The organism is Chryseobacterium sp. MIQD13, assembly GCF_050496705.1.
Classification (GTDB): domain Bacteria; phylum Bacteroidota; class Bacteroidia; order Flavobacteriales; family Weeksellaceae; genus Chryseobacterium.
Genome location: NZ_JBNWAF010000002.1, coordinates 709,909 through 723,165, shown reverse-complemented (window position 1 = coordinate 723,165; position 13,257 = coordinate 709,909). Strand labels below are relative to the sequence as shown.

Sequence of the window (13,257 nt, the reverse complement as noted above, 5' to 3'; positions counted from 1 at the left end):
AATGACCATTAAAGAAAAACAGCAAGAAATAATTGACGAGTTTGCATTTCTTGATGACTGGGAGCAGAAATATGAATACATTATTGACCTTGGGAAGGAGCTGAAAGGACTTCCTGAAAACCGTAAAACGGATGATAATTTAATCAAAGGCTGCCAGAGCAAGGTGTGGATCGATGCTGAATTCAAAGATGGTAAGCTTTTTTTTGATGCTGACTCGGACGGAATTCTTCCGAAAGGTATTGTTTCTCTTTTGGTAAGCATTTACAGCGGGCATTCTACCCAGGAAATTTTAGATTCTGATTTTGAATTCATTTCAGAGATCGGACTGCAGGAATTCCTTTCGCCTTCCAGAGCAAACGGATTAATGGCGATGACAAAGCAGATTAAATTTTACGCAGTTGCCTACCAGCTAAAATCGTAGCCGTGACCAGAATTCTAGCATATCGTTTTTCTGCTTTCGGTGATGTTGCCATGACAGCGCCTGTCTTCAGAGAATTTCTGGAGCAGAATCCTGATGTGGAAATTATTATGGTTTCCAGAAAAAATTTTGAAAGCTTATTTGCTGATATTCCGAATGTTATATTTAAAGGTGTTAACCTTGATGAGTATAAAGGTGTCTTTGGACTCAGGAGGCTGGCTAATGAACTGGCCAAAGAATTTAATCCTGATTTTATAGCTAATCTTCATGATGTGATAAGAACCAAAATTCTTGATAGAATTTTCAGAAGAAAAGGATTTAAGGTTTTTAAAATAAACAAAGGAAAAGAGGAAAAGGAGGAACTTACTGATGTGTGGAATCTGAATAAAGTTCAGTTGAAAAAGACCGTTGAACGTTATGCAGATGTTTTCCGTGTTATGGGCTTTAAAGTAGAGCTTTCTCATAAACTTCGACCGATGCCCGGACAAAAATCAGGGATCGGACTTGCTCCTTTTGCACAGCATAAAGGAAAGATGCTTCCTTTGGAAAAGTCTTATGAGCTGGCTAAAATTCTGGCCCAGAAACATACTATATATTTTTTTGGAGGCGGGAAAAAAGAAACAGAAACCCTTGAAAAATGGGAAAGTGAAATTCCAAATACGAAAAGCCTTTCCGGAAAATTAAATCTTTCACAAGAACTTCAGAAAATCTCGGAACTGGAACTTATGATCTCTATGGATTCCGCCAATATGCACCTTGCGAGCCTTATGGGAACAAGATGCATTTCCGTTTGGGGAGCAACTCATCCTTATGCCGGATTTTTGGGCTTCGGGCAGAGTGAAAATGATGTGGTTCAGGTGAAGGATCTTACCTGCAGGCCCTGCTCTGTTTTTGGAGATAAAGAGTGTTACCGCGGTGATTGGGCTTGTCTGGAAGAGCTGAATGTTCAGAAGATTGTTGAAAAAATTCAGTCATAATGTTGCTGTCTGTATGTATTCCGGTCTATAACTTTGATGTCCGCGGACTTGTTTTCGATTTAAAAAGGGAGATCAGCGTTAACGGAGTAGATGCCGAGATCATTCTGATTGATGACGCTTCGGATGAAGGCTTTAAAAATATTCATCAAATCCTTCAAACGGAGGTTGAAAACTTCATTTGCCTTGAAAAAAATATCGGAAGGTCCCGAATCAGGAACCTCTTTCAAAATTATGCATCCGGAAAATACCTGCTTTTTCTGGATTGTGACGGGAAAATTACTGAAGCCGATTTCTTAAAAAATTATACGGATTTCATTCAGAAACATCCGGATACTGATGTTATTTATGGAGGAAGAACTGTTTCAGTGTCTGCACCGGACGATGACCATTATTTAAGATGGAAGTTTTCTGTTGAGCGGGAAAACCTTCCGCTTGAGTTCCGTTTGAATAAACCTTACTTAAGTTTTCAGACCAATAATTTTGTCATTAAAAAAAATGTTTTTGAAAAAGTGGACTTCAACCCGGCATTTCAAAAATATGGGTATGAAGACCTTCTTTTTGCGATGGATATGAAATCAGCACAAATAAAAATTGATCATATCAGCAATTCTATTGTTAACAATGACCTGGAAAGTAACGCCGTTTATCTTGATAAAGTAGGGGAGTCTGTGGAAAGTCTGGCGACCATGCTGAAGGATAAAAATCTCGCTGAAAAATTATCAGAAGTAAAATTGGTAAAGCTGTACAGCGGGCTTCCTTTTAAGCCTTTATTTGAGCTTATTCTGGGTGATTTCACTTTGAAAGTATTAAAGAAGAAATTATCAAAGGGGAGAGTGAATCTAAGATATCTTGATTTATATAAACTGGGGCTTCTGATAAAAAAGATGAAGTAATATTTCTTTTACATCAAATAAAAAAAATCTCTCAGAAATCTGAGAGATTTTTTGTGGGTCCTGAGGGATTCGAACCCCCGACCCTCTGGGTGTAAACCAGATGCTCTGAACCAACTGAGCTAAGAACCCGAATTTTTTTGAAAGGTTTCGTTTCCTTTTCTGTGGGTCCTGAGGGATTCGAACCCCCGACCCTCTGGGTGTAAACCAGATGCTCTGAACCAACTGAGCTAAGAACCCTCTATACTTGTATCCTCGTTTAGAGTGGTGCAAATATACGACTTATTCGGAAATCTCCAAATTTTTTTCTAAAAATTCTCCCACAACAAAATTACTTCCGCCGATAAAAATCATTTCTTCCTTTGTACATCGCTCTTTTGCAGAAAGATACGCTTCCTGTACAGAATTGAAAATTTTATAGGAAATTTGTGCTTTCTGTAAAAGATTTTCATAGTCTTCAGGATGTCTTCCCCTGTTGATGGCTGGTTTGGCAAAATAATACTCTGAATTTTCAGGAAGAAGTGTCATTACTTCATCTATTTTTTTATCATTCACAAACCCCAAAATGACATGTTTGTGTTTGCTGATAGAATTCAGCTGGGAAAATACATATTCCAGCCCTGCCTGGTTGTGCCCGGTGTCACAGATTGTAAGAGGGTCTTTTGAAAATTCAAACCAGCGTCCGATAAAGCCCGTATTTTGATGTACGTGAAGCAATCCGTTTTGAATATTTTCCTCAGAAATATCAGTATTTAGTTTTTTTAATTCGTCAATCAATGCCAGAACAACACGGATATTTTTCTTTTGATAATTTCCTTTGAGATCTGAAATAAGGTCAGATTTAATTGTGGTGGCATCAATAAACAGAGCATTTTCATTTTCGGCTTTTTGTCTGATGATATCTTTTACAGCTTCATTTTCGTCTCCTGAAATGATTGGAATACCTTTTTTAATGATACCAGCCTTTTCGGCAGCAATCAGTTCAATCGTATTTCCTAAAATATTCTGATGATCCAGCTGTACATTGGTAATGGCGGCAACCAGAGGTTTAATGATATTCGTTGAATCCAGCCTTCCGCCAAGCCCCACTTCAATAATGGCAAAATCTACTTTCTGCTGGTAAAAATATTCAAAAGCCATGATGGTTGTAAATTCAAAAAAAGAAGGGAGAATGTCCTCAGGCAGGGTTTTTAGCTTCTGAATAAAATTATAGACAAATTCTTTGTCACAGTTTTTACCGTTTACTTTAATACGCTCCGTGAAATCAATAAGATGCGGGGAATTATACAGTCCAACCTTATATCCCGCCTCCTGCAGAACCGAAGCCAGCATATTGCTTGAAGAACCTTTACCATTTGTGCCTCCGATGTGGATGCATTGTATCTTTTCCTGTGGATTCGCAAAGAAGGCACAAAGCTTTGTAATATTGCCTAATCCCGGTTTATAGGCTTTAAGGCCGTCGATCTGATAATTAGGAGCCTGTACGAAAAGCCAGTCTACAGATTCCTGATATTGTTCGGTTGTCATGTTACAAAATTCTCAAAAGTTTTATTAAAATGAAACAATAATTTTTTTAAACTGTAACTTTTTTATATTTGGCTCGTCTAATATTGTAAATTATTAATATGAAAAAAGTTTGGATTATCGTTTTTGGATTAAGTTGCCTGGGACTAAGCGCTCAGAAGAAATGGTCCTTAAGAGAATGTGTAGACTATGCTGTAGAGCATAATCTTCAGGTTATCCAAAATCAATATTCTAAACAGATCCAGGATTCCAACCTTAAAATGGCTAAAAAAGAATACCTGCCATCCGTATCTGCCAATATGGGAAATAATGTAAGTTTCGGACAGGCTTCTCTGGGTACGGGAAGTATCAGAAATGACAGGTTCAGTAATAATGCGGGTATTGGAGCGGATGTCCTGGTTTACAACAATGGGAGACTGGAAAAAAACATCAGAAAGATCCAGTTTGATGTTGAAGCCAGCCAATACGATATAGAAACTATTAAGAATGATATTTCCCTGCAGATTGCACAGCAATATCTTACAGTTCTCCTGAATAAAGAAATTGTTAAGATCTCCCAGAGTGCTGTGGAAAATGCACAAAAGCAATATGACAGGGCAAAAATAACAACCCAGGTGGGAACTACAGCACAGACTGTTCTTGCTGAATCTGAGGCGGCGCTTGCAAGAGAAAAACAAAATCTGAAAACCGCAGAAATAAATGTGGGAAGAGCTTTGTTTGCCATTGTTCAGCTTTTACAGCTTCCTGATTATAAAGGTTTTGATGTTGAAGATGTGAATGTATCTGATACATTGCCTTCCCAGTTAAAATCTGTAGATGACGTTCTTACCACTGCTTATGAAAACCAGCCACAGATAAAGGCGGCAGAAAGCAGAATCCGTTCTGCAGAAGCTCAGACGGAAGTTACCAAGACCGGATTCTGGCCAACACTAACAGCGAATGCAGGACTTTCTTCTTTCTATAACAATCTTCTGAATAATAATGGAGTTAATTCCAGCCAGCCAAGTTTTTTCCAGCAGTATAAGGATAATTTCGGTCAGAATGTAGGACTTTCCCTGAATGTACCTATTTTCAATAAAGGGATTACAAGATTACAGGTAGAGCAGTCTAAAATTAATCAAAGTGTTGCTAAAAATACATTGGAACAGCAGAAAAATGCGGTAAGACAGAATGTACAGAAAGCCCAGTTTGATGCAGATGCCAATTATGAAACATTCCTTTCCGCTGTGGAAACTGAAAAAAGTACCAAACTGGCTTTGGAATTTGCAGACAAGAGCTATGCAGCAGGAAGATCTACAATTTATGATGTGAATGTGGCCAGAAATAATTATGCAAATGCACAGGGATCAGTTGCACAGGCAAAATACAACTATCTTTTCAGCCTTAAACTGCTGAATTTCTATTCAGGAATTCCATTAACTTTGTAAAATGTCTATTCAGTCATTAGAAAAATACTTACCTCAAAATACTCATAAATACCTAAGGATTTGGTTTGCGGATCATTTTATTCATATAAAAGTTACCCGCGGAAGAAATTCTAAGCTGGGAGATTACAGAAAACTTCCGGATAATTCCCATGAAATAACGGTCAATTCAACATTGACCCCACCACTTTTTTTCTTTGTACTTACCCATGAGCTGGCTCATCTTATTGCTTTTGAAAAATACGGACGAAGAATCTCACCACATGGCAGCGAATGGAAAGAAACATTCAGAAATATGCTTCTTGAAAGTCTTGAGGTATATGACGAGGACCTAAGGCCTATCATCATTAGATTTTCAAAATCTCCAAAAGCCAATTTTATGGCCAGCCCGGACCTTGTAAGATATTTTCACACAGAGAAACAAGATGATAGACTGCATTTCATTGAAGAGCTTCAGAAAGGAGAATTTTTTATATACCGGAACGAAAAGTATTTATTAGAAGGTCTGATTAAAAAAAACTATCTTTGTAAGAATCTGGCTACAGGAAGGAAGTATTCTTTCAAGCCTCTGGCTAGGGTTGAAAAATGTAGGCAAGAATGTTAAAATCAGATAGATACTGTGTCATCATGGCGGGAGGAATCGGAAGCCGGTTCTGGCCTATGAGTACACAGAAATTTCCAAAACAGTTTCAGGATATTTTAGGAACAGGACGCACCATGATTCAGCAGACTTATGACAGAATCAGCCGTATCATTCCTAAAGAACAGATATTCGTGATTACGAATAAAGAATACGTTGCGCTTTCCCATCAGCAGCTTCCGGAAGTTCCTGAAGAGAATATTGTGGGAGAACCTCTGATGAAAAACACAGCGGCCTGCAACCTGTACATGGCCAATAAGATTGCTGAAATTAATCCGGATGCTACAATGATTGTTCTTCCGGCAGATCACCTGATTTTAAAAGAAGAAATATTTCTGGAAAAAGTAGAGCTTGCCTTTGATTTGGCAGCAAAACATGAATATCTGGTAACTCTTGGAATAACACCTACAAGACCTGATACGGGTTATGGATACATTCAGTTTGTTGAAAAGAAAGGTTCAGATTATTTTAAAGTAAAAACCTTTACGGAAAAACCTATTTTAGAAATTGCCCAAAGCTTTTTAGAAAGCGGGGATTTTCTGTGGAATGCCGGAATTTTTATCTGGAATGTGAAAAGTATTCATCATGCATTTGAAATGTATCTGCCTGAAATGATGCAGCATTTTATGGCATGTGAATATAATTCCGCGAAAGAAAACAGCTGCATTGAAACCATTTATCCAAAAGTTCAGAAAATTTCTATCGATAATGGAATCCTGGAAAAAGCAAAGAATGTTTATGTGATTCCTTCGGATCTTGGATGGAGTGATTTAGGAACATGGACTTCGGTATATGAGAATACAGAGAAAGATGAGAATGAAAATGCTGTAAAACTGAAACATTTTCTGAACTACAATTCCAAAGGAAATATTATCCGACTTAAAAATAACAACAAAGCTGTGATTATTGACGGTCTTGAAAATTTTATTGTTGTAGATACGGATAAAGCACTTCTGATTTGCCCAAGAAACAATGATCAGCTGATCAAAGACTATGTTCTTGATCTGAAAAGTTTAAAAAAAGGAGATAAATTCATGTAATATTGGTATATTTCTACTGATTTTTTTGAATTATGACAAAAACTGCAACACGAGCAACAGCCCTTGTATTTTTGCTTTTGGGAGTCTTAGGATATTCCCAGAGCAAGAAAAACTTTTCCGGTATCCCGAATATTTTACAGAAAATTATCCCCGATGATAAGGTAGATTCCTGGGTACTGGTGTATAACAGCTACGGAAAAAATCAGGAGATTAAGATTGCTGATGGAAAAACGGATTATATCCCGCAATCCTCCGGATTTGATTTATTCCCTGAGGAAGACAGCTTTTATTATATCGCCTATGCTGCAGGTGGAAAAGTAAATTATGTTACGGATCTTGAAGGACTGAAAAAATTCGTCGGGAAAATCGACAATGCTGAAGAGGCTGCTATTGTCCTGACGACCGAAGGATATATGGTAGATGAAGAGTTTAAAGATGTTGCAGGTAACTATTATGAAGATACAGCCAATTATTATCTGGATATAGGTAAACTTACCTCACAGGAATGCCCTTACCAGAAAACCCACTACACAGTTACTGTAAGCAAAGCTTCCGGAGCTGTTTCCAAGGTAAAAGATAACGGAACCTATATTGAGCTTTACAATAAGAAATGTGCCAATAACCCAAGGCTTTTAAAAATCCAGAAAAAAGAAGAACCAAAAGATGAGCCTAAAAAATCAACCAAACGAAAATAATGTTTATGAAACGGAAAGACTGATCATCCGGCCTATGTCTGTGGATGACAGGGACTTTATTTTTGAACTTTACAACAGACCTAAGTTTATTAAATACATTGGAGACCGCCACATTAAAACTGTTGATGATGCAGAAGATTATATCAAGAACAGGTTTCTTCCGCAGTTTGAAAAATTAGGTTTCGGAAATTATCTGATTGTAACCAAAGATAAAAAAGAGAAAATAGGCGGAGTAGGCATTTTTGAAAGAGAAGGCCTGGATGTTGTGGATATAGGGTTTTCCCTGTTGGAAGAATTTGAAGGCAAAGGATATGCTTATGAAGCAGCAGAGAAGGTAAAATCTATCGGTATGGATGAGTTCGGTTTAAAGAAGTTATCTGCCATTACTTCTAAAGATAATTTCTCTTCCCAGAAGCTGATTGAGAGGTTAGGGCTAGAATTCAAAAATTACGTTACGCTTCCTAATGATGATGAAGAGCTGATGTATTTTGAAACAGAATAATTCTGAATTTTTACATTATTTAATTAAAATAAAAAATCAAACCATTAAGCCTGTTAAAAGAGGATTTAATGGTTTGATTTTTAGCCGTTAAGCTTTAAATTATCCTTCGAGGATCTGCTCCGCTGCAGTTTTTGAAGTTACTTTCTCTATTACTCTGATACAGATTCCGTTTTCATCAAAAATAAAAGTTGTTCTTACAATTCCCATATAGGTTTTCCCGAATGTTTTCTTTTCCTGCCAAACTCCAAACTTTTCAATCACATCATGGTTCTCGTCAGCAATAAGATCATAGGGAAAAGCAAATTTGCTGTGGAAGTTTTTCTGCTTTTTAATAGTGTCTCCACTCACTCCCAGAAGTTGGAATCCCGCTTTTTTAAGCTTTGAATAATTATCGCTCAGGTTACACGCTTCCACCGTACATGTGGGAGTATTGGCTTGAGGATAAAAGAAAACGACTAATTTCTTTCCGGTCAGTTTTGATGAGGTTATTGGTTTCCCATCCTGATTTGTTCCTTCAAATTCGGGTAATTTATCTCCAACTTTCAGCATAATGAATTAATTTTGTTCAAATTTAATGGTTACATGACAAAAAAGCAAAGGGCGGAACTCGTTCAGACAGAATTGGAAAAATTATATCCTGCAACACCTATTCCTTTAGATCATACAGATCCTTATACCCTGATGGTTGCTGTAGCACTTTCTGCACAGACAACGGATAAAAAGGTGAACCAGGTAACCCCTGATCTTTTTGCAGTGGCGGGTACTCCGCAGAGAATGGCCAGACTGGAGGAATATGAAATCAAAGAACTGATCAAAGAAATCGGATTATCCAATACAAAAGCAAAAAACCTTAAAAGAATGGCTGAACTTTTACTGGAAAGACATAACGGTATCGTTCCCCAGACTTATGAAGAACTGGAAGCGCTTCCGGGAGTAGGACATAAAACCGCTTCCGTAGTGATGAGTCAGGGCTTCGGTTTTCCCGCTTTTCCTGTTGATACGCACATTCACAGACTGATGACGCAGTGGAAGCTTACTTCAGGAAAAAATGTGGTAGAAACAGAAAAAGATGCTAAGAGCCTTTGGAAAGAAGAGGTATGGAATAAACTTCACCTTCAGATCATTTATTACGGCAGGGAATATTCTCCGGCCAGAGGAAAAGGAGAGAAAGATTTCATTACAAAAATGTTGTTTGAAAAATAAAAACTCAATTGCACCATTAATTCCCCTCTCTTGAAGGGGTGGATTTGCATAGCAAAAAGGCGGGGTAGTTAAAGCATTAAAAATCTAACAGCCTTCTGTGATAATTAATCTGTCCCAGATGATAATCAAGATGGGTAATCAGATGAATAAGAAAATATCCTGTTGTCATTTTATCTTCAAAAACCACAAGAGGGTATTCTTTCTCTAAATCTTCCAGAGCCAATTGATTTAGGGTATGATCAACCATGGCTGCGGTTGCTGACACTTTTTCAATAAGCTCTGCCTGAGGAACATCTTTCTAATTCCCTGTTTCTGATATAGCCGGTATTTCCAAGCTCTTTGCCAATAAAATGGTTGAGGTTTCCGATCAGGTGCAGACAGAGGTTTCCTGCAGAATTGGAGATGCTTTTATCAGTTTTCCAGAGTGCTTTTTCATTCTGATAGGACTCTATTTCTTGTTTTAATTTATTTAAATCTCTGTTGTATAGAGACTTAAGGCTTTCTATAATCATATCAATTGAACTTGGTTAAAATTTATATTTATTGAATCGGCTTTTCATAAAATTTTTCTCAAAAATAAAAAAGACGGAATAAAATTAATCATCCCATCTTTAATATTATCTGTTTTTGTAATCTATTTTTGCTTCTTCGCCCAAAGCTCCATTTTTCTGTTCAGAACGTCAAGAGGAAGACATCCCTGGCTTAAAACTTCATCATGGAAGCTTGCCAGATTAAATTTGTTGCCAAGTTCCTTCTGATATTTTTCTCTGAGCTCACGGATACGGAGAGAGCCAATCTTATAGCCCAAAGCCTGTCCCGGCATCGCCATATATCTTTCCACTTCTGCAGTAGCGCCCGCTTCGTCATAAGATATATTGTTCAGGAAATATTTGATGGCTTCTTCTCTGCTCATCGTTCCGGTATGAATTCCCGTATCAACTACCAGTCTTACGGCTCTCAGCATCTGATCACTCAGATAGCCCATCTTTTGGTAAGGATCTGTATACAATCCGAATTCGGGACCTAATGTCTCACAATAATGTGCCCATCCTTCACCATAAGCGCCGAACCATCCGAATCTCATAAATTTAGGAAGCTTGGTGTTTTCCTGCTGAAGAGAAACCTGATAATGATGTCCCGGAATAGCTTCATGAAGGAAAAGTGATTCCATTCCTGAAGTTACATTGAATTTGGAAGGATCGGGAAGAGGGATGTAAAATATCCCCGGCCTTTTTCCATCCGGAGTTCCCTGAATATATTCTGCACTGGCACTTGCCTCTCTGAATTTTTCCGTTTGCCTGATCTCAAACTTCGTTTTCGGAGTTACATTGAACATGGTCTTTAATTTGGGAGTAATCTTTGCCAAAATACCATTGAATCCATTCAGGACCTCTTTGGATGTTTTGTACGGCATTGCTTTAGGATCAGTTTTCACGAAGTTGATAAACTCCTCCAATGTTCCTGTGAAACCTACCTGCTGCTTTACTTTTTCCATTTCTGCACGAAGCATGGCTACCTGCTGCAATCCGATTTTATTGATCTCTTCAGGTGTTTTCTTTGTTGTTGTCCAGCTTTTAGCATAATACTTGTAAATCTCATTTCCGTTCGGAAGGCTGTTGTACCCATCCGTATCTCTGGCTTTCGGAAGATATTCTTTCTCTAAAAATGTTCCCATTTTAGTATAAGCAGGAATAATCTTTTTGGTAATTGCTTCTGCATAAAGAGCAGAAAATTTATCTTTTTGAGCTTTTGTAAAGTCTTTCGGGAATTTTTTAACAGGTCCGTAGAAAATATTTTTTTCCATGTCGGTTGTGGTGATCTCTTCAGCTCTCATCTGAGGGATCATTTTCATAACCAGTTTTTTAGGAAGTACAAATTTATTGTTGATTCCCTCACGGAAATTGTCTGTCGCGGCATTCATCCAGTCCGGGAACTTTTCCATTCTTTTCAGCCAGTCGCTGTAGTCCTTTTCAGTTTTGAAAGGCTGGCTTCCCTCACCGCTTCCATATAGTGGAAAACTCAGCGGAAGACCTCCAAACTGGGTAAATGGGATATATTCGGGGTGATAGGCATATGCTTCAATTTTATCTTTTAAAGTATAATCCAAAACATCATAAACCACCTTTTCTTCGTCAGAAAGACCTTTATAATCAACACTTTCCAGCTGTTTCTGAACAGAATTGTAAAAAGCAACTTCTCCCGAAATAAAGTCCCTGTCAATATTGATAGGAAGCTGGTCATTATATCTTGTATCTCCCTGAGAAGTAGCATCTAAAGGGTATAATTTAAGATACTGCTCATAATAATTGGATGCAATAGAATCCATATTCGTAGGGGTTACCTTCGTGAGCGGAGAATCATTTTTTTTGCAGGATGCAAGACTGATTACCAGTCCCAGTCCTAAAATACCTTTTGATAAAATGTTTTTCATTTTCAAAATCTTTATGTAGCAAAAGTAAGTATTATTGGCATATACAGAATAATCAATCATAATGATTTAAAAAAATAATTTTCAAAATATTTTCAACTTTGAATCAATTTTTTATCTTTGTTGAAAACATTTAACAATCATATTATTACAGCTCTTTTTTAAGAAATAATGAAAGGGATTTTAAAAATTTACCATCCGGAGGAGACTCTAAAATACAATATTAGAAACACTTATTGTAAAGCAGTCTACAGCAACCAGCAACATTTTTTAGAGGTTGAAATTATAACGGATGACAGTTTGGATCATGTAGATGATGATTCATTACAGTACAACTTTCCGCAGCTTTCACTTGAAATCTTTGATTTTCCTATCGAATCGACGGAGATTGAGGGAAAAGCAATCAGAATTAATGATTCTGATGAAGAAACCTACACGGAAGTGGATTTATTCGATGATGAAGAAGCCTTTATCTATGATAATGAGCTCTTGTTTGAGAAAAATGAAGAAGGTGAACTTCAGGTGATCTGGAAAGGTACCATCGACGATTTCTATACAGGATCAGATACTCCGATCCCATTCCGTTTAAAATGCGAATTTAAGCAGGACGATATTGATATAGACGAAGACTAACCGTTTTCTCATCATATTTTTATAGTAAATATCTTTTCAAAATCTCTTTTGGAAAGATATTTGCTGTTTCTGAATCATAACAAACTTTAAGTTGTTTTTAAGCAATTTTTAAGAGATCAATTCATAATATTCCACTACATTTGTCGTTAAATTTTTATAAAAATTCACATTAATGCTGTTAACGGAACTTACTCAGATTTTATTTGCACAAATTACTGCACCTGCAGTGGCAACAGACGAATTAGAATTTTCATTTTGGAAGATCATGTTCCACGGAGGGGCTTTCGCTAAAATAGTGATGGTTACCGTTTTGGCTTTGGGTGTTTTTTCATTATATCTGTTCTTTGAACGTTTTTTCTTTATTAAAAGGCTGACTTCAAAGACAGATGCCAATTTCATGGAGAATATTGAAGATTTTATCAAAGAAGGAAAGATAGAATCTGCAGCAGATTACTGCAAAAGACAAAACTCTCCGGAAGGAAGAATTCTGGAAAAAGGAATTTCAAGACTGGGACGCCCTGTTTCGGATATTGTAAGTGCTATGGAATCTCAGGCGCAGGTAGAAGTAGCGAATATGGAAAAGAACCTTAACCTTTTAGCTGTTGTACCGAGTATTGCGCCAATGCTGGGACTTTTAGGAACGGTTATCGGGATGATCATCGCCTTCTTCAATCTTTCCCATGCAACAGGATCTTTCTCGCCTAAAACACTTTCTGAAGGTATTTATACAGCATTGGGACAGACGGCGGTAGGTCTGGCTGTAGCAATTCCTGCTAACTTTTTCTATAATATCCTTTTAACCAGAATTGATAAGTTTGTCCTGAAGGCACAGAATATGTCAGGAGAATTTTTAGACCTTATCAACAAACCTTTATAAATCTTT

14 protein-coding genes, 2 tRNA genes and 1 pseudogene are annotated in these 13,257 nt (G+C 37.3%); 11 read left to right on the top strand and 6 right to left on the bottom strand.

The genetic code is table 11. The features are described 5' to 3' along the window. The first annotated feature begins 1 nt into the window (after position 1). Genes ACQWU4_RS10265 through ACQWU4_RS10255 form a run of 3 tightly spaced genes read left to right on the top strand, consistent with a single transcriptional unit; the run spans position 2 to position 2,288 of the window. On the top strand, positions 2 to 421 hold the full coding sequence (locus ACQWU4_RS10265; RefSeq protein WP_429935672.1) for a SufE family protein: 420 nt from the start codon (positions 2 to 4) through the stop codon (positions 419 to 421). Positions 422 to 423: 2 nt separating this feature from the next. After that, on the top strand, positions 424 to 1,395 hold the full coding sequence (locus ACQWU4_RS10260) for a glycosyltransferase family 9 protein (RefSeq protein ID WP_429935671.1): 972 nt from the start codon (positions 424 to 426) through the stop codon (positions 1,393 to 1,395). After that, positions 1,395 to 2,288 carry a glycosyltransferase family 2 protein gene (locus tag ACQWU4_RS10255; RefSeq protein ID WP_429935670.1) on the top strand — a complete coding sequence of 298 codons (894 nt, stop codon included), beginning with the start codon at positions 1,395 to 1,397 and terminating at the stop codon, positions 2,286 to 2,288. The genes ACQWU4_RS10260 and ACQWU4_RS10255 overlap by 1 nt, the downstream gene beginning before the upstream one ends. A 54-nt stretch (positions 2,289 to 2,342) precedes the next feature. Here ACQWU4_RS10255 and ACQWU4_RS10250 read toward each other — a convergent pair. The 3 genes from ACQWU4_RS10250 to ACQWU4_RS10240 all read right to left on the bottom strand — a co-directional run bounded on the left by ACQWU4_RS10250 (position 2,343) and on the right by ACQWU4_RS10240 (position 3,812). Then, a tRNA-Val gene (locus ACQWU4_RS10250) sits at positions 2,343 to 2,417 on the bottom strand. A 33-nt stretch (positions 2,418 to 2,450) separates the two neighbouring features. Next, positions 2,451 to 2,525: transfer RNA gene (locus ACQWU4_RS10245), tRNA-Val, on the bottom strand. A 42-nt stretch (positions 2,526 to 2,567) separates the two neighbouring features. Then, complete coding sequence (locus ACQWU4_RS10240) at positions 2,568 to 3,812, bottom strand: bifunctional folylpolyglutamate synthase/dihydrofolate synthase (RefSeq protein ID WP_429935669.1); 1,245 nt, start codon at positions 3,810 to 3,812, stop codon at positions 2,568 to 2,570. A 98-nt stretch (positions 3,813 to 3,910) separates the two neighbouring features. On the opposite strand from ACQWU4_RS10240, the gene ACQWU4_RS10235 reads away from it, so the two are divergent. Genes ACQWU4_RS10235 through ACQWU4_RS10215 form a run of 5 tightly spaced genes read left to right on the top strand, consistent with a single transcriptional unit; the run spans position 3,911 to position 8,110 of the window. Beyond that, positions 3,911 to 5,236: a TolC family protein gene (locus ACQWU4_RS10235; protein WP_429935668.1), complete on the top strand. Its 1,326-nt coding sequence runs from the start codon at positions 3,911 to 3,913 to the stop codon at positions 5,234 to 5,236. Position 5,237: 1 nt separating this feature from the next. Continuing rightward, on the top strand, positions 5,238 to 5,837 hold the full coding sequence (locus ACQWU4_RS10230) for a SprT-like domain-containing protein (RefSeq protein WP_429935667.1): 600 nt from the start codon (positions 5,238 to 5,240) through the stop codon (positions 5,835 to 5,837). After that, positions 5,831 to 6,913, top strand: coding sequence for a mannose-1-phosphate guanylyltransferase (locus tag ACQWU4_RS10225; RefSeq protein ID WP_429935666.1), 1,083 nt, complete (start codon positions 5,831 to 5,833; stop codon positions 6,911 to 6,913). The genes ACQWU4_RS10230 and ACQWU4_RS10225 overlap by 7 nt, the downstream gene beginning before the upstream one ends. 32 nt (positions 6,914 to 6,945) lie before the next feature. Next, positions 6,946 to 7,608: a hypothetical protein gene (locus tag ACQWU4_RS10220; protein ID WP_429935664.1), complete on the top strand. Its 663-nt coding sequence runs from the start codon at positions 6,946 to 6,948 to the stop codon at positions 7,606 to 7,608. Next, the gene (locus tag ACQWU4_RS10215; protein ID WP_429935662.1) at positions 7,577 to 8,110 is read left to right on the top strand and encodes a GNAT family N-acetyltransferase; all 534 of its coding nucleotides are present in this window, start codon (positions 7,577 to 7,579) and stop codon (positions 8,108 to 8,110) included. The genes ACQWU4_RS10220 and ACQWU4_RS10215 overlap by 32 nt, the downstream gene beginning before the upstream one ends. 99 nt (positions 8,111 to 8,209) lie before the next feature. Here ACQWU4_RS10215 and bcp read toward each other — a convergent pair whose 3' ends face one another. Further along, positions 8,210 to 8,659 carry a thioredoxin-dependent thiol peroxidase gene (bcp, locus tag ACQWU4_RS10210; protein WP_429935661.1) on the bottom strand — a complete coding sequence of 150 codons (450 nt, stop codon included), beginning with the start codon at positions 8,657 to 8,659 and terminating at the stop codon, positions 8,210 to 8,212. Positions 8,660 to 8,692: 33 nt separating this feature from the next. Between bcp and ACQWU4_RS10205 the strand changes: the two genes are divergently transcribed. After that, positions 8,693 to 9,313, top strand: a complete 621-nt coding sequence (locus tag ACQWU4_RS10205; RefSeq protein ID WP_429935660.1) for an endonuclease III domain-containing protein — start codon at positions 8,693 to 8,695, stop codon at positions 9,311 to 9,313. Between the two features lie 76 nt (positions 9,314 to 9,389). On the opposite strand, the pseudogene ACQWU4_RS10200 reads toward ACQWU4_RS10205, so the two are convergent. Both ACQWU4_RS10200 and ACQWU4_RS10195 read right to left on the bottom strand, forming a co-directional pair. Then, positions 9,390 to 9,825, bottom strand: a pseudogene (locus ACQWU4_RS10200) (DinB family protein). 122 nt (positions 9,826 to 9,947) lie between these two features. Further along, positions 9,948 to 11,744 carry a DUF885 domain-containing protein gene (locus tag ACQWU4_RS10195; protein WP_429935659.1) on the bottom strand — a complete coding sequence of 599 codons (1,797 nt, stop codon included), beginning with the start codon at positions 11,742 to 11,744 and terminating at the stop codon, positions 9,948 to 9,950. A gap of 168 nt (positions 11,745 to 11,912) precedes the next feature. On the opposite strand from ACQWU4_RS10195, the gene ACQWU4_RS10190 reads away from it, so the two are divergent. Beyond that, the gene (locus tag ACQWU4_RS10190; RefSeq protein WP_429935658.1) at positions 11,913 to 12,374 is read left to right on the top strand and encodes a hypothetical protein; all 462 of its coding nucleotides are present in this window, start codon (positions 11,913 to 11,915) and stop codon (positions 12,372 to 12,374) included. A gap of 172 nt (positions 12,375 to 12,546) precedes the next feature. Then, positions 12,547 to 13,251 (top strand): MotA/TolQ/ExbB proton channel family protein, encoded by a 705-nt coding sequence (locus ACQWU4_RS10185; RefSeq protein ID WP_429935657.1) that lies wholly within the window; start codon positions 12,547 to 12,549, stop codon positions 13,249 to 13,251. The last annotated feature ends 6 nt before the right edge of the window (positions 13,252 to 13,257 follow it).

What these genes read in the sequence shown, in the direction of transcription:
- ACQWU4_RS10230 (WP_429935667.1), top strand. Translation starts at nt 5,238, where the DNA reads ATGTCTATTCAGTCATTAGAAAAATACTTACCTCAAAATACTCATAAA.
- bcp (WP_429935661.1), bottom strand. Translation starts at nt 8,659, where the DNA reads ATGCTGAAAGTTGGAGATAAATTACCCGAATTTGAAGGAACAAATCAG.
- ACQWU4_RS10185 (WP_429935657.1), top strand. Translation starts at nt 12,547, where the DNA reads ATGCTGTTAACGGAACTTACTCAGATTTTATTTGCACAAATTACTGCA.
- ACQWU4_RS10235 (WP_429935668.1), top strand. Translation starts at nt 3,911, where the DNA reads ATGAAAAAAGTTTGGATTATCGTTTTTGGATTAAGTTGCCTGGGACTA.
- ACQWU4_RS10195 (WP_429935659.1), bottom strand. Translation starts at nt 11,744, where the DNA reads ATGAAAAACATTTTATCAAAAGGTATTTTAGGACTGGGACTGGTAATC.
- ACQWU4_RS10220 (WP_429935664.1), top strand. Translation starts at nt 6,946, where the DNA reads ATGACAAAAACTGCAACACGAGCAACAGCCCTTGTATTTTTGCTTTTG.
- ACQWU4_RS10190 (WP_429935658.1), top strand. Translation starts at nt 11,913, where the DNA reads ATGAAAGGGATTTTAAAAATTTACCATCCGGAGGAGACTCTAAAATAC.
- ACQWU4_RS10205 (WP_429935660.1), top strand. Translation starts at nt 8,693, where the DNA reads ATGACAAAAAAGCAAAGGGCGGAACTCGTTCAGACAGAATTGGAAAAA.
- ACQWU4_RS10240 (WP_429935669.1), bottom strand. Translation starts at nt 3,812, where the DNA reads ATGACAACCGAACAATATCAGGAATCTGTAGACTGGCTTTTCGTACAG.
- ACQWU4_RS10265 (WP_429935672.1), top strand. Translation starts at nt 2, where the DNA reads ATGACCATTAAAGAAAAACAGCAAGAAATAATTGACGAGTTTGCATTT.
- ACQWU4_RS10255 (WP_429935670.1), top strand. Translation starts at nt 1,395, where the DNA reads ATGTTGCTGTCTGTATGTATTCCGGTCTATAACTTTGATGTCCGCGGA.
- ACQWU4_RS10215 (WP_429935662.1), top strand. Translation starts at nt 7,577, where the DNA reads ATGAGCCTAAAAAATCAACCAAACGAAAATAATGTTTATGAAACGGAA.
- ACQWU4_RS10225 (WP_429935666.1), top strand. Translation starts at nt 5,831, where the DNA reads ATGTTAAAATCAGATAGATACTGTGTCATCATGGCGGGAGGAATCGGA.